The following is a 25,719-nucleotide window of genomic DNA, read 5'->3' as shown; positions in this document are numbered from 1 at the left end:
GCCCAAGGTGGTCGCGCTCGGCGGCGGCATGGGCCTGTCCGCCTCGCTCGCCGCGCTGCGCCGGATCACCGGCGACCTCACCGCCGTCGTCACCGTGGCCGACGACGGCGGCTCCAGCGGCCGGCTGCGCGACGAGCTGGGCGTGCTGCCGCCCGGCGACCTCCGCAAGGCGCTGGCCGCGCTGTGCGGCGACGACGAGTGGGGCCAGACCTGGGCCCGGGTCATCCAGCACCGCTTCCAGTCCAAGGGCGATCTGCACGAGCACGCGGTCGGCAATCTGCTGATCGTCGCCCTGTGGGAGCAGCTCGGCGACCATGTCCAGGCCCTGGACCTGGTCGGCAAGCTGCTCGGCGCGCACGGCCGGGTGCTGCCCATGTCCGCCGTACCGCTGGAGCTGCAGGCCCTGGTCAAGGGGCACGACCCGGAGTGCCCGGAGGACGTGGACACCGTGCGCGGGCAGGCGAACGTCGCCCTCACGCCCGGCGAGGTCCAGTCGGTGCACCTGGTGCCGCACGACCCGCCGGCGGTGCCCGAGGCCGTGGCGGCGGTGCTGGACGCGGACTGGGTGGTCCTCGGTCCCGGCTCCTGGTTCTCCTCGGTGATCCCGCACCTGCTCGTCCCCGAGCTGCTGGACGCCCTGACCGAGACCAAGGCGCGCAAGGTGCTGTCGCTGAACCTCGCCCCGCAGCCGGGAGAAACCGAGGGCTTCTCCCCGCAGCGTCATTTGGAGGTTTTGGGGCGACACGCCCCTAAACTCGCCCTGGACGTGGTGCTGGCCGACGAGGCCGCCGTGCCCGACCGCGACTCGCTCACCGAGGCCGCCAAACGGCTGGGAGCCGCGATCGAGCTGGCGCCGGTGGCCCGGACCGACGGAACACCCCGGCACGACCCGGAGCTGTTGGCCGCCGCGTACGACCGTATTTTTCGGATGCATGGAAGGATCGGCCCATGGCGATGACGGCAGCGGTGAAGGACGAGATCTCCCGGCTCCCCGTCACCCGGACCTGCTGCAGGAAGGCGGAGGTCTCCGCCATTCTGCGGTTCGCCGGCGGCCTTCACCTGGTGAGCGGGCGCATCGTGATCGAGGCGGAGCTGGACACCGCGATGGCGGCCCGCCGTCTCAAGCGGGACATCCTGGAGATCTTCGGCCACAGCTCCGAGCTGATCGTGATGGCGCCCGGCGGGCTGCGCCGCGGCTCGCGCTACGTCGTACGGGTCGTCGCGGGCGGTGACCAGCTGGCCCGCCAGACCGGCCTGGTCGACGGCCGGGGTCGGCCGATCCGCGGGCTGCCCCCGCAGGTGGTCTCCGGGGCCACCTGTGACGCCGAGGCGGCCTGGCGCGGGGCCTTCCTGGCGCACGGTTCGCTGACCGAGCCCGGCCGCTCCTCCTCCCTGGAGGTGACCTGCCCGGGCCCGGAGGCCGCGCTCGCGCTGGTCGGAGCCGCCCGCCGGCTGTCGATCGCCGCGAAGGCCCGGGAGGTGCGGGGCGTGGACCGGGTGGTCGTCCGCGACGGCGACGCGATCGGTGCGCTGCTGACCCGGCTCGGCGCGCACGAGTCGGTGCTGGCCTGGGAGGAGCGCCGGATGCGCCGCGAGGTGCGTGCCACGGCCAACCGGCTCGCCAACTTCGACGACGCCAACCTGCGGCGTTCGGCCCGGGCCGCCGTGGCCGCGGGTGCGCGGGTGCAGCGGGCCCTGGAGATCCTGGGCGACGAGGTCCCCGAGCATCTCGCCGCCGCCGGACGCCTGCGCATGGAGCACAAGCAGGCCTCGCTGGAGGAGCTGGGCGCGCTCGCCGACCCGCCGCTGACGAAGGACGCGGTCGCGGGCCGTATCCGCCGCCTGCTGGCCATGGCCGACAAGCGCGCCGCCGACCTGGGCATCCCGGGCACGGAGGCCAACCTCTCCGAGGAGCTGGCGGACAACCTGGCCGGCTGACCAGCCGGGCCAACAGGCCGGTGCCGAGGACCAGTTGGGGTTTCGGCATCGGCCTTCGCGTACCCGGCGAACCTTCATTTGCGTGGCCGTTAAGCGCTCTTGACTCGATCTCCGACTGACATGAGCCTGGCAACCTGTTCGCCGCTGTGGCGGACCACCGCTAGGGGGGTTCATGAGACACAGAGCGAGATCGATCCTCGCTGTCGGCGCGCTCCTGATCGGCGGAGCGAGCCTCGCACCCATAGCCCAGGCTCAGAGCGCAAGCCCGGCGAAGTCCGACCCGGACGCGGTCAGGGTCTTCCGCGCCGACGTCACCAAGCAGCAGATACCCCTGCTCCTCAAAGCCGGCCAGGACGGTGACGAACTCGCCGAGCAGGTCACCGGAGGCGGAAAGACCGGGAAGTCCGAGGTCGAGGTCTACCTCACCGGTCAACAGGCCGCGAAACTCCGCGAACAGGGCGTCGACCTCACCGAGCACACCGTCCCGGCCAGGGCTCAGGCGCGCATCGAGAAGGCGTCCCAGGGCGTGTTCCGCCCGTACAGCGGCAAAGGCGGGCTCAAGGAGGAGATCCTCCGCACCGCCCAGGCCAACCCCGGCCTGACCAAGGTCGAGTCCATCGGCAGGACGGTCGACGGCCAGGACATCCTCGCCCTCAAACTGACCAGCGGCGCCAGGAGGACGAAGGACGGCTCCAAGCCGTCCGTGCTGTACCTGTCCAACCAGCACGCGCGCGAGTGGATCACACCGGAGATGACCCGGCGCCTGATGCACTACTACCTGGACCACTACACGTCCGACCAGCGCATCCGGAGGATCGTCGACTCCACCGAGCTGTGGTTCGTCATCTCGGCCAACCCCGACGGCTACGACTACACGTTCAAGAACTCCACGACCCGCCTGTGGCGCAAGAACCTGCGGGACGTCAACGGAGACGGTGTCATCGGCACGGGCGACGGCGTCGACCTCAACCGCAACTTCCCCTACAAGTGGGGCTACGACGACGAGGGTTCGTCCCCCGACCCCACCAGCGAGACCTACCGCGGCGCGAGCCCCGAGTCCGAGCCCGAGACCAAGGCGCTGGACGGCTTCGAGAAGCGCGTCGGGTTCAGGTATGCCATCAACTACCACTCCGCCGCCGAACTCCTCCTCTACGGCGTTGGCTGGCAGGTCGCCACCCCCACCCCCGACGACGTCCTCTACAAGGCGCTCGCCGGCACCCCGGACAACCCGGCCATCCCCGGCTACCGTTCGCAGGTCTCCTCGGAGCTGTACACCACCAACGGCGAGGCGGACGGGCACGCGTCGAACGTCAACGGCATCGCGATGTTCACCCCCGAGATGTCGACCTGCCAGACCGCGTCGCAGATCGACCCGAACGACGCCTGGAAGCCCGAGGACTGCCAGTCCGTCTTCAACTTCCCCGACGACGAGAAGCTGATCCAGCAGGAGTTCGCCAAGAACATCCCGTTCGCGCTCTCCGTCGCCGAGACCGCCGTGCACCCGGACCTGCCGGCTTCCTCGGTCGGGCTGAGTACCGCCGACTTCACCCCGGCCGCGTTCCCCACGTCGTACGCACGGGGCGCGGACCAGGAGGTCTCCGTCGTCGTCCGCAAGGCGATCCACGACAAGGAGCTGAAGTACCGCGTCAACGGCGGCCGTACGCACGACCGGGCGCTGCGGCACTGGAAGGGCGGCAGGACCTACGGCGGCCACGACGACCTGTACTTCGACGAGTACCGGGCCAGGGTGCAGGGCGGCGAGCCGGGCGACAGGGTCGAGGTGTGGTTCAGCGGCGAGACGAAGAGCGGAAATAAGGTCTCCAGCTCGCACTTCACGTACACCGTCGCCGAGCGCCCCAGGGCCGACACGCTCGTCGTCGCCGAGGAGGGCGCGGCCGCCGCGCAGGCGCAGAAGTACGTGGACGCGGTGAAGGCGGCCGGGCACCGGGCGCTCGTGTGGGACGTCGCCACGCAGGGTGCCCCGGACGCGCTCGGCGTGCTGAAGCACTTCCGGACGGTCGTGCACTACTCGGGCGCCGCCGGCCCCGGCAACGCCACCCAGCTCCAGTTGCGCGCCTACCTCAACGAGGGCGGCCGGCTGATCGAGGCCGGTGAGCTGGCCGGCGGCAGCGTCGACCTCGGACGCGGCACCCTCTCGGACGACTTCAGCCAGTACTACCTGGGCGCCTACAGCCGTACGTCGACCAAGGGAGCCACCGGCTTCACCGGCACCGGCGCCCTGGAGGGCTACTCCGGCGCCCTGGGCGACGCGCCCGGCAATCCACTGGATGAGGCCGGTACCTACGGCGTCACCTCCGACGAGCTCCCGGCGTCCGCGTATCCGCAGTTCAAGAGCGCCGGCGCGGGCCGGTTCGCCGGGGCGGTGAGCCCCTACGGGCCGTACTCCGGCTCGTACATGGCCGCCGCCGTGCACACCGACGACGCCTACAAGCGTCTCACCCGCACCATCGATCTCACCGGTGTCGCCGCCGCCGACAAGCCGGCCCTGCGCACCCGGCTGTTGTGGGACACCGAGCCGGGCTACGACCATGCGGTGATCGAGGCGCACACCGTGGGTGCCGACGACTGGACCACGCTGCCGGAGGCCGGGGGCGCGACGAGGACGGCCGTGCCGGCGGACTGCGGGCAGGGGTTCCTGATCGCCGAGCATCCGTGGCTGAGGCACTATCTGACGCTCGCGAACAACGCCTGCACCGCGACCGGCACGACCGGATCGTGGAACAGCCTCACCGGCAGCTCCGGCGGCTGGCGGCAGGTCGCCTTCGACCTGAGCGCCTACGCCGGGAAGTCCGTCGAGGTCTCGATCAGCTACATCACCGACCCGGGCACCGGCGGACACGGCGTGCTCGCGGACGACGCCTCGCTCGTCGTCGGCGGAGCGGTGAAGGAGACCGAGGGATTCGAGTCGTCGCTGGGCGCCTGGCACGTGACCGGACCGCCCGCGGGCAGCCCGCCGGCCCGGAAGGACTGGGCGCGCTCCGGGGCGCTGTTCCAGACATACGGAGCGGTGACCACGGACGACACCGTGCTGCTCGGTTTCGGCCTGGAACAGGTGTCGTCGGCGGCCGACCGGGCAGCCCTGGTGCGGAAGGCGTTCGCGGCGCTCGGCGGGTGAGGGGCGCCACGTTGACAGATCCCGCTCACCTTGTTCCGACAGGTGAGCGGGAGCCCTCTCAACAGTGCGCGGAACCGGTCCTGATCAAGTGAGCCGACCCGCTCACGAACGAGTGAAGAGAGCACAAAAACCGCCCGGCATTCCGTACTAAATACGAGTGAATCCACTGCCGTTCCGGGATGTTCCGTACCCTACTGACGGGTACGGAACGCCTGCCCGTGTATGGGCCATCTCGATGTCACCCCGGGGCCCTCAGGGAGGTAGGGTCGGTGGTGGTCGGGGACATCCCAAACAGAGCTCGCCGGCACCGCATGGCCGGCGTACCAACGAGGAGATCGGTTCGTGACGATCCGCGTAGGCATCAACGGCTTCGGCCGCATCGGGCGTAACTACTTCCGCGCGCTGCTGGAGCAGGGAGCGGACATCGAGGTTGTGGCTGTCAACGACCTGGGTGACACCGCGACCACCGCTCACCTGCTCAAGTACGACACGATCCTGGGTCGCCTCAAGCAGGAGGTCTCCCACACCGCCGACACCATCACCGTGGACGGCCACACCATCAAGGTGCTCTCCGAGCGCAACCCGGCCGACATCCCCTGGGGCGAGCTGGGCGTCGACATCGTCATCGAGTCGACCGGCATCTTCACCAAGAAGGAAGACGCCGCGAAGCACATCGCCGGTGGCGCGAAGAAGGTTCTCATCTCGGCTCCGGCCAAGGACGAGGACATCACCATCGTGATGGGCGTCAACCAGGACAAGTACGACGCGGCCAACCACCACGTCATCTCCAACGCCTCCTGCACCACCAACTGTGTGGCCCCGATGGCGAAGGTCCTCGACGAGAACTTCGGCATCGTCAAGGGTCTGATGACCACGGTGCACGCGTACACGAACGACCAGCGGATCCTGGACTTCCCGCACAAGGACCTGCGCCGCGCCCGTGCCGCCGCGGAGAACATCATCCCGACCACCACGGGTGCCGCGAAGGCCACCGCCCTGGTCCTGCCGCAGCTCAAGGGCAAGCTGGACGGCATCGCCATGCGCGTCCCGGTCCCGACCGGCTCGGTCACCGACCTGGTCGTGGAGCTCGGCCGCGAGGTCACCAAGGAAGAGGTCAACGCCGCCTTCCAGAAGGCCGCCGAGGGCGAGCTGAAGGGCCTGCTCGACTACACCGAGGACCCGATCGTCTCCTCGGACATCGTCAACGCCCCGGCCTCCTGCACCTTCGACTCCTCCCTGACCATGGTCCAGGAGGGCAAGAACGTGAAGGTCATCGGCTGGTACGACAACGAGTGGGGCTACTCCAACCGCCTCGTGGACCTCACGGTCTTCGTCGGCAACCAGCTCTGATCGCCGAAGATCGCAGCAGCAGGACCTTGAAGTGAGAGCAGGGCTCGGGCAGCGCACCGCCGCGCTGTCCGGGCCCTGTCTCGCGTACGGACCACGTCCTTTTACGATCAGGTGCACCACGAGCCCTCCTTTGGAGTCCACTCAATGAAGACGATCGACGAACTTCTCGCCGCCGGCGTGAGCGGCAAGCGGGTCTTCGTCCGCGCCGACCTCAACGTGCCGCTCGAGAACGGCACCATCACCGACGACGGCCGGATCCGCGCCGTCCTGCCCACCGTCAAGGCCCTCGCGGACGCGGGCGCCAAGGTGGTCGTCGCCTCGCACCTGGGCCGCCCCAAGGGCGCCCCCGACCCGGCCTTCTCCCTCGCGCCGGCCGCCTCCCGCCTGGGTGAACTCCTCGGCTCCGCCGTGGCCTTCGCGACCGACACCGTCGGCCGCTCCGCCCAGGACACGGTCGCCGGCCTGATGGACGGCCAGGTCGCCGTCCTGGAGAACCTGCGCTTCAACGCCGGCGAGACCAGCAAGGACGACGCCGAGCGCGGCACGTTCGCCGACCAGCTCGCCGCCCTGGCCGACGTCTACGTCGGCGACGGCTTCGGCGCGGTCCACCGCAAGCACGCCTCCGTGTACGACCTCCCGGCCAGGCTGCCGCACTACGCCGGCTACCTCATCGCCACCGAGGTCGGGGTCCTGAAGCAGCTCACCGAGGACGTCAAGCGCCCCTACGTCGTCGCGCTCGGCGGCGCCAAGGTCTCCGACAAGCTCGCCGTCATCGACCAGCTGCTCGGCAAGGCCGACCGCCTGCTGATCGGCGGCGGCATGGCCTATACCTTCCTCAAGGCCAAGGGCTACGAGGTCGGCATCTCCCTCCTGCAGGAGGACCAGATCCCGGCCGTCACGGAGTACATGGAGCGCGCCGAGAAGCAGGGCGTCGAGCTGGTGCTCCCCGTCGACGTCCTGGTCGCCCGGGAGTTCCCGGACCTGAAGACCAAGGCGCCGGCCGACTACGACGTGGTCGACGCGGACAAGATCCCCGCCGACCAGGAGGGCCTGGACATCGGCCCGAAGACCCGGGAGCTCTACGCCTCGAAGCTCACCGACGCCGCGACCGTCTTCTGGAACGGTCCCATGGGCGTCTTCGAGCACCCCGACTACGCGGGGGGCACCGCGGCGGTGGCCCGGGCCCTCCTCGACTCGGACGGATTCACCGTCGTCGGCGGCGGTGACTCCGCCGCGGCCGTGCGTACGCTCGGCTTCGACGAGAACGCATTCGGCCACATCTCGACCGGTGGCGGCGCCTCCCTCGAATACCTCGAGGGCAAGACGCTCCCCGGCCTCGCCGCACTGGAGGACTGACCCCGCATGACGACTCGCACGCCGCTGATGGCGGGCAACTGGAAGATGAACCTCAACCACCTCGAGGCCATCGCACACGTCCAGAAGCTCGCCTTCGCCCTGGCCGACAAGGACTACGAGGCCGTCGAGGTCGCCGTCCTGCCGCCCTTCACCGACCTGCGCTCCGTGCAGACCCTGGTCGACGGCGACAAGCTCAAGATCAAGTACGGCGCCCAGGACCTCTCGGCGCACGACTCCGGCGCCTACACCGGCGAGATCTCCGGCCCGATGCTGGCCAAGCTGAAGTGCACGTACGTGGCCATCGGCCACTCCGAGCGCCGCCAGTACCACAACGAGACCGACGAGCTCGTGAACGCCAAGGTCAAGGCCGCCTACCGGCACGGCCTGACCCCGATCCTGTGCGTCGGCGAGGAGCTGGACGTCCGCGAGGCGGGCAACCACGTCACCCACACCCTCGCCCAGGTCGAGGGCGGTCTGAAGGACCTCACGGCCGAGCAGGCCGAGACCATCGTGATCGCCTACGAGCCCGTGTGGGCCATCGGCACCGGCAAGGTCTGCGGCGCCGAGGACGCCCAGGAGGTCTGCGCCGCCATCCGCGCCAAGCTCGCCGAGCTGTACTCGCAGGACGTGGCCGACAAGGTCCGCATCCAGTACGGCGGCTCCGTGAAGGCGGGGAACGTCGCCGAGATCATGGCGCAGGCCGACATCGACGGCGCCCTGGTCGGCGGCGCCTCGCTGGACGCCGACGAGTTCGTCAAGATCGTGCGTTTCCGCGATCAGTGACGCATGCTGTGAGTAGGCGGTAGCGGCGATACGTCGTACTCTTGCGGGGGCACGGCCGAGGTGCTGTGCCCCCGTCGTCCATCCGAATCCGAGGAAGTTGGTCCAGCCGTGGTTTTGGGGTTCTCGATCGCCCTGATCGTCTTCAGCCTGCTGCTGATGCTGCTGGTGCTGATGCACAAGGGGAAGGGCGGCGGCCTCTCCGACATGTTCGGTGGCGGCATGCAGTCCTCCGTCGGCGGCTCCTCGGTCGCCGAGCGCAACCTGGACCGGATCACGATCGTGGTCGGCCTGCTGTGGTTCGCGTGCATCATCGTCCTCGGCATCGTGATGAAGACGACCAGCTGACACGAACTGCCGGCACACCGCGCAGCACACACATCACGCATATTCGGTACGTAAGGCCCCATGTTCGGTACGCGCTCCTGGGTGCGGCCTATCATGGGGCTTGCGTCTAGGAGCGGGGCCCTTGTAACTCCAATCACTGGACGCGCGTTGGGCCTTACGTAGACTGAGGCGCTCGCAGCGAAGCGGAACGCCGACTCGTTTCGCGGCACCATCACGCAGGGAGTTACGACCGTGGCAAGTGGCAACGCGATCCGAGGAAGCCGGGTCGGGGCGGGGCCGATGGGCGAGGCCGAGCGCGGCGAGTCCGCGCCGCGTCTGCGCATCTCCTTCTGGTGCTCCAACGGGCACGAGACGCAGCCCAGCTTCGCCAGCGACGCGCAGGTGCCCGAGACCTGGGACTGCCCGCGTTGCGGCTTCCCGGCCGGTCAGGACCGGGACAACCCGCCGGACCCGCCGCGCACCGAGCCGTACAAGACGCACCTCGCGTACGTACGGGAGCGGCGCAGCGACGCGGACGGCGAGGCGATCCTCGCCGAGGCGCTCGCCAAACTGCGGGGCGAGATCTAGCACTTGACACCGGCCGGGCGCCTTGAGGTGCCTGGCCGGAACCGTCTGTGCCCGCCTGCGGCCGGTCGATTGTCAGTGCCTCCCGTTACGTTGTGTCCATGGACGCATGGTGAGGGGGAGCTGTGGCGAGGGCCGGGGAAGGGCGCGGGAGTGCGCCCGCGTGGCGCGGGGGATTCGGGCGGCTGTGGACGGCCGCCGTGGTCTCCCGGTTCGGGGACGCGTTGCGGAACTCCGCGCTGCCCCTGCTCGCGGTGCGGCTCAGCGACGAACCCCTGGTCATCGCCTCGGTGACGGCCTGTGGGTACGTGCCGTGGCTGCTGTTCGGGCTGCTCGGCGGGGCCGTGGCCGACCGGGTCGACCAACGGCGGGCGATGTGGGCCGTGGACACGGTCCGCGGCCTGCTGGTGGTCGCGTTCGCCGTCGCCGTGGGACTGGGCCACGCCTCGATTCCGCTGCTGCTCGCCCTCGCCTTCGCGCTGACCACGCTCCAGACGCTGTTCGACAACGCTTCCACGGCCCTGCTGCCCGCGCTCGTGGACCGCGAGGCCCTGGGCGGCGCCAACGCCCGGCTGATGACCGGTCAGCAGATCGCCGGCGGTCTGCTGGCCGCTCCGCTGGTGCCGCTGCTGCTGACGGCGGGCGCGTTCGTGCCGTTCGCGGCCGACGCGAGCACCTTCCTGGCGGCCGCCGCCCTGGTGGCGTCCCTGCGGATACGTCCGCCGGAGCGCGAGACACGCCCGGCGGGCAGCACCCTGCGCACGGAGATCGGCGCGGGGCTGCGCGCCCTGTGGGGGGACCGGGCCCTGCGCGCGATCTGCGTGGCCACGCTGCTGTGCAACATCGGCATGGGCGCCCTGATCGCCACCCTCGCGCTGCACGTGACGCGCTGGCTCGACGCGGGCGACGCCGGTTACGCGGCCGCGATGACGGCTTTCTCGGTGGGCAGCATCACGGGCGGATTCGTCGCGCAGCGCCTCGCGCGCCGCACCGGCCGGGTGCGGGCCCTGCTGCTCGCCGGCAGCGTCCAGACGTCGTCACTGCTGCTCATCGGCTCCGTCCGGCACCTGGCCGCGCTCATCACCGGCATGCTGCTGCTCGGCGCCATGAACATGGTCTGGAACGTCAACCAGGTCACCCTGATGCAGCAGCGCAGCCCCGAGGCGATGGTGGGCCGTATCGCCTCCGCGTTCCGCACCTCCTCGACGTCCGGCGCTCCGCTCGGCGCGCTCCTCGGCGGAGTGGCGGCCCGGACGTACGGACTGAACGGTCCGGCCCTGCTCGCCGCGGTCCTCTTCGCCCTTGCCGTCACCGCGCTGATACCCGCCCGTAAGCCGGACGTACCTGTTGTTGCGCCGCACGACGGAGCCACGACGGCTCCTGCCGTGCAGTGATCAATTAGGTTGGAACAGCTGGGACAGGCACGAAAGAAGGCGGAAGTCGGAAATGAACGCAGACGGCCGTACCAGGCTCAACCAGAGGCCCGAATGGACCGCTCTCGCCAAGCACCGGGAGGAGCTGGCCGACACCCATCTCAGGGAGCTGTTCGCCGCCGATCCGGGGCGCGGTGAGGGGTACACGCTCCAGGTCGGCGATCTGTACCTCGACTACTCGAAGCACCTGGTCACCGACGAGACCCTGCGGCTGCTGCGCGAGCTGGCCGCCGCCACGGACGTGTTCGCGCTCAGGGACGCCATGTTCCGCGGCGAGAAGATCAACGTCACCGAGAACCGGGCCGTGCTGCACACCGCGCTGCGCGCCCCGCGGGACGCGGTGATCGAGGTCGACGGGGAGAACGTCGTCCCGAAGGTGCACGCCGTTCTCGACAGGATGAGCGACTTCGCCGACCGCGTCCGCTCCGGCGCCTGGACCGGCCACACCGGCCGGCGCATCAGGAACGTCGTCAACATCGGCATCGGCGGCTCCGACCTGGGCCCCGCGATGGCCTACGAGGTGCTGCGCAGCTTCACCGACCGGGCCCTGACCGTCCGCTTCGTCTCCAACGTGGACGGCGCCGACCTGCACGAGGCCACGCGGGACCTGGACCCGGCCGAGACGCTGTTCATCATCGCCTCCAAGACCTTCACCACCATCGAGACGATCAGCAACGCGACGTCGGCCAGGAAGTGGCTGGTGGACGCGCTCGGTGACGAGTCGGCGGTCGCCCGGCACTTCGTGGCGCTGTCCACGAACGCCGAGAAGGTGACCGGGTTCGGCATCGACGCGGACAACATGTTCGAGTTCTGGGACTGGGTCGGCGGTCGGTACTCGTACGACTCCGCGATCGGCCTGTCCCTGATGATCGCGATCGGCCCCGACCGGTTCCGGGAGATGCTCGACGGCTTCCGGCTGGTCGACGACCACTTCCGCACCGCGCCCGCCGAGGCCAACGCCCCGTTGCTGCTGGGCCTGCTGGGCATCTGGTACGGCAACTTCCACGACGCCCAGTCGCACGTGGTGCTGCCGTACAGCCACTACCTGTCGAGGTTCACCGCCTACCTCCAGCAGCTGGACATGGAGTCCAACGGCAAGTACGTGGCGCGGGACGGCCGGCAGGTCGAGTGGCAGACCGGCCCGGTCGTCTGGGGCACCCCGGGCACCAACGGGCAGCACGCCTACTACCAGTTGATCCACCAGGGCACCAAGCTCATCCCTGCGGACTTCATCGGCTTCGCCGAGCCGGTGGGCGAGCTGAGCGGTGAACTCAAGGCGCAGCACGACCTGCTGATGGCCAACTTCTTCGCCCAGACCCAGGCGCTGGCCTTCGGCAAGAGTGCCGAGGAGGTCCGCGGGGAGGGCGTGCCGGAGGAGCTGGTGGCGCACAAGACCTTCCAGGGCAACCGGCCGACGACGACCATCCTGGCGAAGGAACTGACCCCCTCCGTCCTCGGCCAGCTGGTCGCGCTCTACGAACACAAGGTCTTCGTGCAGGGCGCGGTGTGGCACATCGACTCCTTCGACCAGTGGGGCGTCGAGCTGGGCAAGGTGCTGGCCAAGCGGGTCGAGCCGGCACTGACCGAGGGCGCCGAGGTCGAGGGCCTCGACGCGTCGACGAAGACACTCGTCGCCAAGTACCGGGAGCTGCGCGGCCGTAGCTGACGGGGCGTACGCCGGAGCCGGACGGAGCCACGGCATCGGGCCGACCGCCCACCCGGCACCGGGCACACCCCGGAGGCCGTACAACAGCCCCGCACCTATGGGCGTTGAGTTCCCCCGGGGGCCCGGTCAGGCCACCGCGCTCAGGGTGTCCGCGAGGCGGCTGCGTGCCGCGCGAGCCGCGGGCAGCGCCGCCAGCGCGGCCGCCCCGAGCACGGCGGCGGCGCCCAGCGCGAGCAGCAGCCCGGGTGAGGGGGACTGGGCGATGCCGGCGCCGATACCGCTGGAGCTGCCCTGGGCGTCGATCAGCCGGCGGCCCAGCGGCAGCCCCAGCGCCGTGGCGGCGATCGCCGCGGCCAGGGCCGTACAGCTCGTCGCCGTGACGGTGATCGCGGTGATCTGCCGCGGCGACATGCCGATCGCCCTCAGTGCCAGCACGTCCCGCTCGCTCTCGCGGACGCTGCCCCCGATGGCGGTGCCCAGCTCGACCAGCCCGATCAGGGCCAGTACGGCGATCAGCCCGGCGACGACCGCGCGCAGCGGGGACAGACCGTCGGCCGGGTTCGTCACCGTGTGCACGTCGAGGTGGCCGCGGCCGGCCCGGGCCAGTGCGGTGGCCACGCGCTGCGGGTCGGTGCCGGGGCGCAGCCGCAGCTCGTAGAAGGCGGGGGTCAGCCCGGGGTCGTTCTCCCGGAGGGTGTCCAGTGAGGTGGTCACGACCCGGCCGGCGTTCTGCGGTTCGATGCTGCGGCCCACGATGTGCAGGATCTGCGGCCGGTCGCCCACCGTCATGCGCACCCAGTCACCGACGCGGGCGTGCAGCAGGTCCAGCAGGCCCTGGCCGGCCACCGCCTCGTCGGATCCGTGTGCGGCCCGGCCCTCGGCGAGGGCGTAGGGATAGGGCTCGGCGCGGGTGCCGACGCCGCGCAGCGCGATGGTGCCGGTCTGGCCGGGGACCAGCGCGGCGACCTCGACCCCGGGATAGGCGGCGGTGACCCGGTGATCGCCGGTGAGCAGGGCCCGTACCGCGGACGTGTCCATGGCACCGTCGGAGCGGACCGACAGGGACGTCGGCAGACCCATGCGGTCCGGGCTGTTGTGGAAACGGTCGATCGTGGTCCAGGCGCTGAGCGCCACCACGATCAGCAGCAGCGGCAGCGTCAGCCGGGCCACGGTGGCAAGCGACCGGCCACGCCCCGCGAACGCCTTGTGGCAGCCGAGGACGAGCGCGGCCGGCAGCCGCAGCCCGAGCGCCCGCCGGGCCAGTCCGGTCAGCCGCCCGCCGGCCGCAGCGGCCGGGCGCGGCACCGGAACCGGCGGCACCCGCCCGGCCCGCCAGGCCGCGAGCCCCGTGGTCAGACCGATGAACAGCACCGCCCCCACGGGTACCAGGAACAGCGCCACGGTGTGCCCGGGCAGCCCCTGCCACAGGCCCACGGCGTCGCCGAGCCGGCCGGGGATCCTCCGGCCCAGGGCCTCGGTGAGCCCCGCGGCGGCCACCGAGCCGAGCAGCGCGTACGCGAGGTGCTGCAGCAGGAAGATCCGGACGACCTGGCCGGGTGTGAAGCCGATCGCCTTCAGCACCGAGATGTCCCGCAGATGCCCCCGGATGCGGGTGGCGATCGCTCCGTGCACGGCGAACCCGGCGGCGATCAGGGCGCCCAGACCGAACAGGCCGAGCACCTGGCCCAGCAGCCGGTTGTCGCCCTGGGCCGCGGCGCGCGCCTGCTGCCAGGTGGAGACGTCGCCGACCGCGCCCGCGCCCAGGACGGTGACGGCTCGCTGCACCGCGTAGTCCGTGTCGCCCGGGTCGGCGAGGCGCAGTCCGATCACCTGGCCGCCGGGAGCGCGTACGGCGGACGGCAGGGCCCACACCAGGCCCGGCTGCTCGCCCGGGCTGTAGCGGGGTTCGGCACTGTCCGCGATGCCCTCGACGGTCAGGGCGCGGGCGGTACCGGGCAGGGTGAGGGTGTCCCCGGGCTCGGCCAGCAGCGCCCGGGCCAGGCTGCTCTCCAGCACCACGCCGTCCGGTTCGGCCGGATCCAGCCAGTGCCCGGCGGTCAGCAGCGGCCGGCCGACGGAGGGCAGCTGCGGGGTGCCACGCAGCTCCACGGAGGCGCGGGTGCCGCGTACGGCGACGGTGGCGGACTCGGTGCGGTAGGGGCCGGCCACGGAGTCGACACCGTCCAGCCGGGCCAGCCCGCGGGCGTCGGCCGACGGCACGGTGTGGATCCACACATGCGCCCCGCGGGCCTGTGTGAAGACGCGCTGCCAGGGGTTGGTCGCGTACCCGAACAGGGCGGTGGCCAGCAGCAGCGAGACGACGATCCCGGCGGTGGCCAGCACGAGGAACAGCGCCTCGCCACGGTGGGTGCGCAGATCGGAGTGCGCCCATCGCAGGGTGGCTCGTACGTCCCGGAGATCCAGCACCGTCAGTCCCTCAGCTCCAGCACGCCCGAGATCCCCGGCTTCCCGCGCGGCGGGGTGCCGCCCAGGGCGGCGTCGTCGGCTATGCGGCCGTCGAAGAAGCTGATCACGCGGTCGGCGGCGCTCGCCAGCCGGGCGTCATGCGTGACCAGCACGATCGTCTGGCCGCGTCCGTGGAAGCGGGACAGCAGCCGCATGACCTCGCGCGTGCCCCTGCTGTCCAGGCTGCCGGCTGGTTCGTCGGCCAGCAGCAGCGGGGGATGGTTGACCAGGGCCCGGGCGAGCGCGACCCGCTGCTGCTCGCCGCCGGACAGCTCGCCCGGCATGCTGCGCTCCTTGCCGGTGAGCCCCAGCTCGGCCAGCAGCTCCTCACGCTCGGCGCGGGCCTTCTTCGGCGGGACGCCGGCGAGCAGGGCGGGCAGTTCGACGTTGTCGGCGACCGACAGGTTGGACACCAGGTTGAAGAACTGGAACACGATCCCGATGGCCTTGCGGCGCTCCACCGCCCAGCGCGCCTCGCTGAAGGAGTCCGTGCACCGGCCGTCCAGCCAGATGCTGCCCTCGTCCGGCCGCTGGAGCCCGCCGAGCAGATGCAGCAGGGTGGACTTCCCGGCCCCGGACGGGCCGGTGATCGCCACGAACTCGCCCCGGCCCACACTCAGGTCGACCCCGCGGACGGCGTGCGCGGGGGCGCCCTCGCCGTGGTGGGTCTTCACCAGCCCCTCGGCCCGGAGCACCGGAACCCGGTCCTCACTCATTCCAGTTCCTCCTGGCACCGCTCCAGCCAGTCGAGATCGGCCTGCAGATGCAGCATCGCGCCCTCGATGAGCAGCAGGGCGATGCGGTTGTCCCGGTTCTCGGCCGCGGCCAGCTTCGACAGGTTGCGCATGGTGTTCAGGTACTGGCGCCGCTGCCTGTTGATGAGGGCGATCTGGTCGGCGAGACCGGTCTGCGGGGCCAGGGCGAGCTTCATGAAGAACTCGTCCCGTACCCGCGCCTCGTCCTCGGTCTCCTCGAACCAGGCGTGCAGCGCCTCCCGCCCGGCATCGGTGAGGTGGTAGACCTTCTTGTTGGGCCGGCTGGACTGCTCGACGTCCTCGCCCTCGATCAGTCCCGACTTCTCGAGGCGGCCGAGGGTGACGTAGATCTGGCCGACGTTCGGCTGAGGGTACGCGGAGCCCAGCAGTTGCTCAAGGTCCTGCTTCAGCTCGTAGCCGTGGGCCGGGCCGCGGGCGAGCAGTGCCAGGAGGGGCAGGCGCACTCGTGCTCTCCTCCTAGTCTGCGTAATGTGCTCCAGGCCCTAGTATCGCCCATACCTAACAGGTATACATGGCCTCTGACTCCCGGGCGAGGGTGCCCGGAGCCGTGTGTACGTGTTCAGGGAGGAACCTATGCGGTGGATACGCGCCGCCGGTAGGGGCCTCCTGGTTCTGGCCGTGATCCTCACCGGGTACGTCGCCTCCGGCGCGCACGCCGACGAGGACGCGGGCGACGGCCGCGGCCCGCTCACCCTGGCCACCGCCGGCGACCTCACCGGTTATCTCGCCCCGCTGCTCCAGGGCTGGAACCGCACCCACCCCGGCGAGAAGGTCACCCTCGTCGAGCTGCCCGACTCCGCCGACGAGACCCATGCGCAGATGACCACCGACCTGCGCGGCGGCGACCGGGGCCGGTTCGACGTCCTCAACATCGACGTCAACTGGACCTCGGAGTTCGCCGCGGCCGGCTGGATCCGCCCGTTGCCGTCGGACCGCTTCCCGCTGAAGAGCTTCCTGCCGCCGGTCGTGGACACGGCCACCTACGACGGCCGGCTGTACGCCGTCCCGTACGTCACGAATGCCGGACTTCTCCTGTACCGCAAGGACATCCTCGCCAAGGAGGGCGTGCCGCCGCCGCGCACCTGGGCCGAGCTGGAGCATGACGCGAAGACCATCGCGCCGAAGTACGGACTCGGCGGTTACGCGGGCCAGTTCCTGCCCTATGAGGGTCTGACCGTGAACGCGGCCGAGGCCGTCTACTCGGCGGGCGGCACGATCCTCGGCGGCGAGGGCACCCGGGTCACCGTCGACTCCGCCGCCGCCCGCCAGGGCATCGGCTTCCTCGCCCGCGGCGTCCGCGAGGGCTGGATACCGAAGGCGGCGCTGACGTACAAGGAGGAGGAGTCCAAGCAGGCCTTCCAGGACGGCAGACTGCTCTTCCTGCGCAACTGGCCCTACGCCTACGCCGTCGCCTCCGCCAGGGGCTCCAGGGTCGCCGGGAAGATCGGCGCCGTGCCGCTGCCCGGACCCGACGGGCCGGGGACCAGTGTGCTCGGCGGCTCCGACCTCGCCGTCAACTCCCATGCCCGGCACCCCGATTCGGCCGCCCGGCTGATCGCCTATCTCACCAGTGCACCCGTCCAGCGCCAGGTGCTCACCCGGGGCGCGCTGCCTCCCGTGCGCGCCGCGCTCTACGAGGACCCCGGACTCGTACGGCGGTTCCCCTATCTGCCGACCCTGCGCACCGCCGTGCTCACCGCCCGGCCGCGCCCCAAGAGCCCGCACTACGACCAGGTCAGCCTGGTGGTGCAGGCCGTGATGCAGGACGCGCTCAGCGGGCGCCAGACGCCCGAGCAGGCCGTGCGCCGGCTCGCGTACGAGCTCGACGCGATCGCCCGCCGATAGTTACTTGTTAAGTAACGCGCAGATTTCATCTCGGTGCGTGATGCCCCGCTAAGTCCGGTTTTACGCCCTCAACTCACCGGTAGCTTCCGTTCTTTTCGTTGACACCCTCACGACACGCCTACCTAACATGCATGCATGCTGAGTAAGTACCACTGGTGGCGTGACGCGGTGATCTACCAGGTCTACGTCCGCAGCTTCCTCGACAGCACCGGCGACGGCGTCGGCGATCTGGCCGGCGTCCGGGCCGGGCTGCCGTACCTGAAGAAGCTGGGCGTCGACGGGATCTGGCTGAGCCCGTTCTACCCCTCGCCGCAGCACGACCACGGCTACGACGTGGCCGACTACTGCGGGGTCGACCCGCTCTTCGGCGACCTCGCCGAGTTCGACCGGCTGATGGCCGCCGCGCACCGGCTCGGCATCAAGGTGCTCCTCGACATCGTCCCCAACCACTGCTCCAGCGAGCACCCGTGGTTCCGCGAGGCGCTGGACAGCGCGCCCGGCAGCCCGGCCCGCGCCCGCTTCCACTTCGCCGACGGCCGCGGCCCGGACGGCGGCGAGCCGCCCAACAACTGGCACGCCATGTTCGGCGGCCCCGCCTGGACCAGGGTCGGCGACGGCCAGTGGTACCTGCACATGTTCACGCCCGAGCAGCCGGACTGGAACTGGCGCACCCCCGGGGTCGCCGCCGAGTTCGACCGCGTCCTGCGCTTCTGGCTGGACCGGGGCGTCGACGGCTTCCGCATCGATGTCGCCGCCGGCCTCTACAAGCACCCCGAACTGCCCGACTCCGACGACCCCGAGGCCGACGCCCGCACCCGCGACTCGGTCAACCCGCTCGCCTGGAACCAGCCCGAGGTGCACGCGGTGTGGCGGCAGTGGCGCGCGACCTGCGAGGAGTACACCGCACGCGACGGCCGCGAACGCCTCCTCGTCGGCGAGGTCTCCGTCCCCACGGCCCGCGAACACGCCCTGTACGTCCGCCCCGACGAACTCCACCAGGCCTTCTTCTTCGACCTGCTCGGCGCGCCCTGGGACGCCGACGCCTTCCGCAAGGTCATCACCGAGGCCATGCAGGACATCGCCGGCACCGGCTCCACGGTCACCTGGGTCCTCAACAACCACGACCAGGTCCGCACGGTCACCCGCTACGGCGAACCCGCCCCCGAGGGCAGCGGCCTCGGCGCCGCCCGCGCCCGCGCCGCCGCGCTGCTGATGCTGGCGCTGCCCGGAGCCGCGTACATCTACCAGGGCGAGGAACTGGGCCTGCCCGAGGTCGTCGACCTGCCCGACGACGTCCTGACCGACCCCATATTCCGTCGCACCGGAAGCCGCGCCCGCATCCGTGACGGCTGCCGGGTGCCGCTGCCCTGGTCCGGTCAGGCCTCGCCGTTCGGCTTCACCTCCGGCGTCGAGGGTGTGAAGCCCTGGCTGCCCCAGCCGGACTACTTCGCCGAGTACGCCACCGACCGCGCCCTCGCCGACACCCGCTCCTTCTGGCACCTGTACCGCGACGGCCTCCAACTCCGCGCGCAGCTCCCCCAGTTGGGCGAGGGCACGCTGCACTGGCTGGACACCCCGCCCGGCGTCCTCGCCTTCACCCGCGGCGACGGCCTGGTGTGCGCCGTCAACTTCGGTACGGCCCCCGCGCCCGCCCCCGTCTCCGGTACCCCCCTGCTCTCCAGCGGCCCCTGTCCGGCGGGCGTCCTGCCCGGCGCCACGGCCGCCTGGTGGCTCAGCGACCTGTGATCAACCACCTCTTGAAGGGACATCGATGATGATGCGACGCCGTACCACCCTGCTCACCGGCTGTACCGCCCTCACCCTCGCCCTCGGCGCGACCGCCTGCGGCGGCGGCCCCGTCTCGGCCGGCGGCGGCGACAAGGCGCTCAGCGGCCAGACCGTCACCGTGGCCGGCGTCTGGACCGGCAGCGAGCAGAAGAACTTCCAGAAGGTCCTGGACGCGTTCACCGCGAAGACCGGCGCCAAGACGCAGTTCATCTCCACCGGCGACAACGTCTCCACCGTCGTCGGCAGCAAGATCGAGGGCGGCAACGCGCCCGACGTCGTGATGGTCCCGCAGGTCGGCGTCCTGCAGCAGTTCGCCAAGAAGGGCTGGCTCACGCCGCTGTCCCCGACCGCCCAGCAGACGGTCACCGCCGACTACGCACCCGTGTGGAAGAAGTACGGCAGCGTCGACGGCACCCTGTACGGCCTGTACTTCAAGGCCGCCCACAAGTCGACCGTCTGGTACAGCCCCGCCGCGCTCACCCAGGCCGGGGTCAAGCCGCCGAAGACGTACGACGAGCTGCTGAAGGCCGGGCACACCGTCTCCGACTCCGGGCTCGCCGCCTTCGCCGTCGCCGGTGAGGACGGCTGGACCCTCACCGACTGGTTCGAGAACATCTACCTCTCCCAGGCCGGACCCGAGAAGTACGACGCCCTCGCCGCGCACAAGCTGAAGTGGACCGACGCGTCCGTCGTCAAGGCGCTCACCACCCTCGGCAAGCTGTTCAAGGACAAGCAGCTCGTCGCCGGCGGCCAGAAGGAGGCCCTGAACACCGACTTCCCGAGCTCGGTGGAGAAGGTGTTCGGGCCCAAGCCCGAGGCCGGCATGGTCTACGAGGGCGACTTCGTCGCCGGCGTCGCGCACGACCAGTTCGGCAAGACCATCGGCAAGGACGCGAACTTCTTCCCGTTCCCGGCGGTCGACGGCGGCACGGCACCCGTCGTCAGCGGCGGTGACGCGGCCGTCGTGCTGAAGGACGGCAAGAACACCAAGGCCGGCATGAAGCTCCTGGAGTACCTGGCGAGCCCCGAGGCCGCGGCCGTATGGGCGAAGGCGGGCGGCTTCCTGTCCCCGAACGAGAAGCTCGACCTCGCCTCCTACGCCGACGACGTCACCCGCGCCACCGCCAAGTCCCTGATCGACGCGGGCGACTCGGTCCGCTTCGACATGTCCGACCAGGCCCCGGCGGCCTTCGGCGGCACCAAGGGCGCCGGCGAGTGGAAGCTGCTCCAGGACTTCCTGCGCGACCCGTCGGACCCGAAGGGCACCGCGGCGAAGCTGGAGTCCGCAGCCGCCCAGGCCTACCAGGGCTGACCGGCAGCGATCATGACCGCCACCACTCTTGTGAAACAGCAGGCGGGCCCGCGGGCCGCCGGCGAGGCGCGCGGGCGCCGCAGCCGGCGGCGCGCCCGGCTGATCGCCCTGCTCTTCGTCTTCCCCGCGCTGCTGCTGCTCGGCGCGCTCGTCGTCTACCCGGTGCTGTTCTCCGTCGGCCGCAGCTTCTTCGACGCCTCCGGCACCCGGTTCGTCGGCGGCGACAACTACGCCGAGATGTTCCGCGACCCGGCGACCCTGAAGGCCATCCGCAACACCGCCATCTGGGTGGTGGTGGCCCCGTCCCTGCTCACGGGTCTGGGCCTGATCCTGGCCGTCCTGGTGGAGAAGGTCCGCTGGGCCACCGCCTTCAAGCTCCTGCTCTTCATGCCTATGGCCGTGTCCTTCCTGGCCGCCGGCATCATCTTCCGGCTCGCCTACGACCAGGACCCGAACAAGGGCGTGCTGAACGCGGCCGCCGTCTCCGTCCACGACGCCTTCCAGGGCACGTCGTCGTACCCGACGGCGCGCGGCCGCGCGGGCCTGCTGACCCAGGACCGCGACGGCTCCTACCGCACGACCGCCGCCGCCGGCCACACGGTGACGCTCCCGATGGTCGGGGTGCTGCCCAAGGACCTGCCGAAGGGAGCCGAGCCCGCTGCCGCGGCGGCCTCTCGCAAGGCCGCGCCCGGCGAGCTGCGCGGTGTCGTCTACCTGGACTTCACCCCCGGCGGGGGCGGCAGGCAGGGCCAGGTCGACCCGAAGGAGAGCGGCCTGCCCGGCATGCGGGTCCAGGCGGTGCGCGACGGGCACACGGTCGCGAGCACGACCACCGCGGCCGACGGCTCCTTCCGCTTCGCCGGGCTGCGCGCGGGCTCGTACACGGTGGAACTGCCCGCGTCCAACTTCGCCCCGCCCTACCAGGGCGTCTCCTGGCTCGGCCCGACGCTGGTCACCCCGGCGATCATCGGCGCGTACCTGTGGATCTGGACCGGCTTCGCGATGGTGCTGATCGGCGCGGGCCTGTCGACCCTGCCCCGGGACGCGCTGGAGGCGGCCCGGATGGACGGCGCGAACGAGTGGCAGATCTTCCGCCGGATCACCGTCCCGCTGCTGGCCCCCGTGCTGACGGTCGTCTTCGTGACCCTCGTCATCAACGTGATGAAGGTCTTCGACCTCGTCTACATCATCGCGCCCGGGCCGGTGCAGGAGGACGCCACGGTGCTCGCCACCCAGATGTGGCTCGTGTCCTTCGGCGGCGGCAACAACCAGGGCCTCGGCAGCGCGCTGGGCGTGCTGCTCCTGCTCCTGGTGATCCCGGCGATGGTCTTCAACGTCCGCCGCTTCCGAAGGAGCCAGCGATGAACTCGGCGATGAACGCGATCAGGCGCGGCCTGGGCAACGGCGTGGTGCAGGCCTTCCTGGTGGTGATCGGCCTGGTCTGGCTGACCCCGCTCGCGGGCCTCTTCGTGTCCTCCCTGCGCTCGGCGCAGGACACCGCGAAGGGCGGCTGGTGGACGGCGCTCACCAGCCCCGGCCAGCTGTCCTTCGACAACTACTCGGCCCTGCTGAAGAACTCCGGCATGACGCAGGCCTTCTGGAACACGGTCCTGATCTCGGTGCCGGCCACGACCCTCGTCGTGGTCATCGCCGCCCTCGCCGGATACGCCTTCGCCTGGCTGGACTTCCCGCTGCGGGAGCCCCTCTTCCTGCTGGTGGTGGCCCTGTTGGTGGTGCCGGTGCAGATCGGACTGCTGCCGGTGGCCAAACTCTTCGGCGCGCTGGGCCTGTTCGGCACGATCCCCGGAGTCGTCCTCTTCCATGTGGCCTACGGCCTCCCCTTCGCCGTGTTCCTGCTCCGCAACTACTTCGCGGAGATGCCGAAGGAGATGCTGGAGGCGGCCCGGATGGACGGAGGCAGCGAGTGGCGCATCTTCACCCGGCTGGTCCTGCCGGTGGGGCGCCCGGCGATCGCCTCCCTCGCGATCTTCCAGTTCCTGTGGGTCTGGAACGACATGCTGGTGGCGTTGCTGTTCGCCGACAGCTCCTCGCAGCCGCTGACTGTTGAACTCCAGTCCCAGATCCGGCAGTTCGGCAGCAACATCGACGTCCTCGCCCCGGGGGCGTTCCTGTCCCTGATCGTGCCGGTGGTGGTGTTCTTCGCCTTCCAGCGGCACTTCGTCCAGGGCGTCATGGCGGGCTCGGTCAAGTGAGCGCGGCGGAACCACACCTCATCCGCACGCCCGCTGCACAACAAATTCATACCATCGGGCGATCAACAGGCGTGTCGGATGGCGTGAGCTGATAGGGAGATACCTCCAGGGGGCCGGGGAGGGTGGTCACCCCTGCGCCCGCTCAGGAGGTATCCACGGCATGGCCCAGCAGCCCCAGACCATGATGAAGACCGTCCTCGACGGATGGCGGAACTCTCTGCTGGACATGGGCGGGCGCAACCGGCTGCTGAACTTCCGTCATACCAGAACGGCCACGCTGGAGGTCGGCTCACCCGGCGCCGAGGCGGTGCTCGCGGACCTGGCCAGGGGATGGGAGTTCGCGCCGCTCCCGCAGAAGGCGCCGGGCGTGGGCCTGGAGAAGGCCGGCGACACGGCGGAGGGGAGCACCGGCCGGCAGCACCGCCCGGGACTCGTCACCCAGAAGACCACCCAGGCGGCGCTGGACTCCTCGCTGTACCAACTGCGCCAGAAGTCCGGCCAGATGTACAACGACTACGGCCTGTGGGTGCTCTGGCTGGGCGTCGGCATGCTCGACTGGCGGGAGGCCGACGCCCACGAGAGCAGCGCCGCGCCCCTGCTCCTGGTACCCGTCGAACTGCGCAGGGACGGCAACCGCCGCTACCGCCTGCACCCGGCGGAGGACCAGGAGCGCATCCACAACCCCGCGCTCGCGGTGAGACTGGACCGGCTCGGCGTCGACTGGACACCCGTCACCGCGACCGATGCCGCCGATCTGCCCGGCGTCCTCGCGGCGGCCCGCTCGGTCGCGGCCGGGCTGCAGGGGTGGGCGGTCGAGGAGCGCGTGGTCCTCGGGCTGTTCGCCTCCCACCGAGAGGCGATGTACCAGGACCTCCAGCAGAACGAGGAACGGATCCTCGCCCATCCGCTGGTGCGGGCCGTCGCCCTCGGGCCCGAGGCCGGCCTGCCCGACGACCTGACCGACTTCGAACCCCCCGACGCGGACCGCATCGACGACGTCCAGCTGCCCGAGCAGACCCCGCTCGTCCTCGACGCCGACGCCTCGCAGCGGCAGTGCATCGCCGCGGCCCTCGACGACCGGTCCTTCGTCATGAGCGGCCCGCCCGGCACCGGCAAGAGCCAGACCATCACCAACCTGATCGCCGCACTCATGCACGCCGGCCGCAGCGTGCTGTTCGTCAGCGAGAAGGCCGCCGCCCTCGACGTCGTACGCAACCGGCTGCGCGGGGTCGGGCTCGGTGACTTCGTCATGGCACTGCACAGCGGTGACACGAGCAAGAAGGCGGTGGCCACCGAACTCGCCCGGGTGCTCACCACCGAGGCCCGGGTCACCGGAGCCGCCGAGCACGAGCTGGCGCGCGCCCGGAAGCTGCGCACGGACCTGTCCGCGTACGCCGCCGCCATGAACGAGACCCGCGAACCCCTGGGGCGCAGTCTGCACGACGTCCTCGGCCGCCTGGTGCTGCTGGAGCAGTCCGACACCCCCGGCCTGCCGCTGGGCGCGGAGAACGCCAAGGTCGTCCGCACCCTGACCGCCGGCGGCCTGCAGGAACTCGCCGCCGCCGCGCAGACCGTCGCCCGAGCCTGGCGCCCCGCCGCCGAGGGCGAGTCCTTCCCCTGGCGGGGGCTGGCCGGCGGCTCCGAGCACCAGGTGGTCGCCGAGGCCGCCGACGCCCTCGGCGCCCTGCTGACGGCGGCCGGACGCCGCCCCTTCGCCGCCACCCAGGACGAGCCCCGTTCGGTGCGTGAGGTCCAGCAGCTCGTGCGCGGCCTGCGGGCCGGGCTCACCGGCCGTCCGGCGCAGCAGGAGGACGGCGGCCTGCCGGAGGACGTCACCACTCAGGTCGCCCAGCTCGCCGACCTGCTCGGCATGCCGAAGCCCGAGCGCGCCGAGACCGCGTTCGCCCTGTGCGAGCTGGCCGACCTGACGACGGCCGGCCACCGCCCGCTGCGCGGCTGGTTCGACACCGACACCCTGCGCCGGGCCCACGCGGCGGCCCGGGACCTGCGTACGGCCCTCGACGCGCAGGCCGTGGCCCGACAGGCGGCCGAGGACGTCTTCGGCGAACAGGTCCTGACCGCCACCGACCTGCCCGCCCTGGTGCGCCGCTTCGCCGAGCAGCACCGCGGACTCATGTCCCGCTTCTCGGCACAGTACAAGGAGGATCGTCAGCGAGTGGCCGGCCTGACCAGGACCGGCACCTGGGACAAGGCGCTGGCCGGCCGGCTGGAGCAGGCGCTGGCCTGGCAGCAGGCCGCCGCCGAGGTGACGCGCCTGACCGGGGCGCACACCGCCCTGCTCGGCAGGTACACGCCGCACACCCCGGACGCGTGCGAGGAGCTGGACCGGGCCCTGGCGACGGCCGACCGCGTCGAGACGCTCGGCCGGGACGCCCAGCGCCGCGACCTGCTCGCCGACCGGCTGGCCGACCAGGCCGAACCCGACCGGCTCCCCGCCCTGCTCGCCGAGCACGTCCGCAGGTCGCTCGGCGCCTGGTGCGCGGCCGCCGAGACCCGGGCCGAGCGCTTCAACCGTGCCGTGACGGACCTGCTCGATCTCTTCGACACGGCCCGCCGTACCCGGCTGTCGCCCTCCCTGCTCGGCCCCCTGGACCAGGCCGAGCAGGCCATCCACACCCTGCTCGCCGACCCGGAGGGCCCCGAGGTGTGGCGCGCCCACCTCGACGGGCTCGCCGTCCTCGCCCGGCACGGGGCGGACGGCCTGGTCGCGGGCGCGGCCGAGCGCGG

At 71.2% G+C, this 25,719-nt stretch carries 19 protein-coding genes; 16 read left to right on the top strand and 3 right to left on the bottom strand.

Going from position 1 to position 25,719, the window contains the following annotated elements:
* The 10 genes from ABT288_RS42395 to pgi form a co-directional block, all read left to right on the top strand.
* Nucleotides 1-958 (top strand): gluconeogenesis factor YvcK family protein (locus ABT288_RS42395; RefSeq protein WP_351620082.1); only part of this gene is annotated, 958 nt, incomplete at its 5' end.
* Nucleotides 949-1,938 (top strand): DNA-binding protein WhiA, encoded by a 990-nt coding sequence (gene whiA / locus ABT288_RS42390; RefSeq protein WP_030583311.1) that lies wholly within the window; start codon nucleotides 949-951, stop codon nucleotides 1,936-1,938. The genes ABT288_RS42395 and whiA, both read left to right, overlap by 10 nt.
* Nucleotides 1,939-2,110: 172 nt before the next feature.
* Entirely contained in the window at nucleotides 2,111-5,074 is a 2,964-nt protein-coding gene (locus ABT288_RS42385; RefSeq protein ID WP_351620079.1) for a M14 family metallopeptidase, read from the top strand.
* A 342-nt stretch (nucleotides 5,075-5,416) separates the two neighbouring features.
* Nucleotides 5,417-6,424, top strand: coding sequence for a type I glyceraldehyde-3-phosphate dehydrogenase (gap, locus tag ABT288_RS42380; RefSeq protein WP_191877421.1), 1,008 nt, complete (start codon nucleotides 5,417-5,419; stop codon nucleotides 6,422-6,424).
* Nucleotides 6,425-6,568: 144 nt separating this feature from the next.
* On the top strand, nucleotides 6,569-7,780 hold the full coding sequence (locus ABT288_RS42375; protein ID WP_351620075.1) for a phosphoglycerate kinase: 1,212 nt from the start codon (nucleotides 6,569-6,571) through the stop codon (nucleotides 7,778-7,780).
* Between the two features lie 6 nt (nucleotides 7,781-7,786).
* Nucleotides 7,787-8,563, top strand: coding sequence for a triose-phosphate isomerase (tpiA, locus tag ABT288_RS42370; protein WP_351620072.1), 777 nt, complete (start codon nucleotides 7,787-7,789; stop codon nucleotides 8,561-8,563).
* Nucleotides 8,564-8,671: 108 nt separating this feature from the next.
* Complete coding sequence (gene secG / locus ABT288_RS42365) at nucleotides 8,672-8,908, top strand: preprotein translocase subunit SecG (protein ID WP_351620069.1); 237 nt, start codon at nucleotides 8,672-8,674, stop codon at nucleotides 8,906-8,908.
* Nucleotides 8,909-9,139: 231 nt separating this feature from the next.
* Nucleotides 9,140-9,475 carry an RNA polymerase-binding protein RbpA gene (locus ABT288_RS42360; protein ID WP_003976875.1) on the top strand — a complete coding sequence of 112 codons (336 nt, stop codon included), beginning with the start codon at nucleotides 9,140-9,142 and terminating at the stop codon, nucleotides 9,473-9,475.
* Nucleotides 9,476-9,672: 197 nt separating this feature from the next.
* Nucleotides 9,673-10,866 (top strand): MFS transporter, encoded by a 1,194-nt coding sequence (locus tag ABT288_RS42355; protein WP_351620091.1) that lies wholly within the window; start codon nucleotides 9,673-9,675, stop codon nucleotides 10,864-10,866.
* A gap of 52 nt (nucleotides 10,867-10,918) precedes the next feature.
* Nucleotides 10,919-12,571, top strand: a complete 1,653-nt coding sequence (pgi, locus tag ABT288_RS42350) for a glucose-6-phosphate isomerase (RefSeq protein ID WP_351620066.1) — start codon at nucleotides 10,919-10,921, stop codon at nucleotides 12,569-12,571.
* 126 nt (nucleotides 12,572-12,697) lie between these two features.
* Here pgi and ABT288_RS42345 read toward each other — a convergent pair whose 3' ends face one another.
* The 3 genes from ABT288_RS42345 to ABT288_RS42335 are packed head-to-tail and all read right to left on the bottom strand — an operon-like array spanning nucleotide 12,698 to nucleotide 16,256.
* Nucleotides 12,698-14,998 (bottom strand): ABC transporter permease, encoded by a 2,301-nt coding sequence (locus ABT288_RS42345; RefSeq protein ID WP_351620063.1) that lies wholly within the window; start codon nucleotides 14,996-14,998, stop codon nucleotides 12,698-12,700.
* Between the two features lie 2 nt (nucleotides 14,999-15,000).
* Nucleotides 15,001-15,753, bottom strand: coding sequence for an ABC transporter ATP-binding protein (locus ABT288_RS42340; protein ID WP_351620060.1), 753 nt, complete (start codon nucleotides 15,751-15,753; stop codon nucleotides 15,001-15,003).
* Nucleotides 15,750-16,256: a PadR family transcriptional regulator gene (locus ABT288_RS42335; protein ID WP_351620058.1), complete on the bottom strand. Its 507-nt coding sequence runs from the start codon at nucleotides 16,254-16,256 to the stop codon at nucleotides 15,750-15,752. The genes ABT288_RS42340 and ABT288_RS42335 overlap by 4 nt, the downstream gene beginning before the upstream one ends.
* Nucleotides 16,257-16,386: 130 nt before the next feature.
* On the opposite strand from ABT288_RS42335, the gene ABT288_RS42330 reads away from it, so the two are divergent.
* From ABT288_RS42330 to ABT288_RS42305, 6 genes are all read left to right on the top strand, one after another.
* A complete protein-coding gene (locus ABT288_RS42330) occupies nucleotides 16,387-17,658 on the top strand; it encodes an ABC transporter substrate-binding protein (protein ID WP_351620056.1) in 1,272 nt (423 codons plus the stop codon).
* 135 nt (nucleotides 17,659-17,793) lie between these two features.
* Nucleotides 17,794-19,404: a glycoside hydrolase family 13 protein gene (locus ABT288_RS42325; protein WP_351620054.1), complete on the top strand. Its 1,611-nt coding sequence runs from the start codon at nucleotides 17,794-17,796 to the stop codon at nucleotides 19,402-19,404.
* A 28-nt stretch (nucleotides 19,405-19,432) separates the two neighbouring features.
* Nucleotides 19,433-20,758, top strand: coding sequence for an ABC transporter substrate-binding protein (locus ABT288_RS42320; RefSeq protein WP_351620088.1), 1,326 nt, complete (start codon nucleotides 19,433-19,435; stop codon nucleotides 20,756-20,758).
* Nucleotides 20,759-20,770: 12 nt separating this feature from the next.
* The gene (locus tag ABT288_RS42315; RefSeq protein WP_351620051.1) at nucleotides 20,771-22,123 is read left to right on the top strand and encodes an ABC transporter permease subunit; all 1,353 of its coding nucleotides are present in this window, start codon (nucleotides 20,771-20,773) and stop codon (nucleotides 22,121-22,123) included.
* Nucleotides 22,124-22,131: 8 nt separating this feature from the next.
* Nucleotides 22,132-22,971 (top strand): carbohydrate ABC transporter permease, encoded by an 840-nt coding sequence (locus ABT288_RS42310; protein WP_351620085.1) that lies wholly within the window; start codon nucleotides 22,132-22,134, stop codon nucleotides 22,969-22,971.
* A gap of 160 nt (nucleotides 22,972-23,131) precedes the next feature.
* Nucleotides 23,132-25,719: DUF4011 domain-containing protein (locus ABT288_RS42305; protein WP_351620048.1), on the top strand; the 2,588-nt coding region annotated here is incomplete at its 3' end.

This window comes from Streptomyces sp. NPDC001093 (genome assembly GCF_040298985.1).
In the GTDB taxonomy this organism is placed as follows: Bacteria; Actinomycetota; Actinomycetes; order Streptomycetales; family Streptomycetaceae; genus Streptomyces.
Note: the sequence above shows the minus strand (reverse complement) of the source record. Positions and strands in the feature narration are given on the sequence as shown.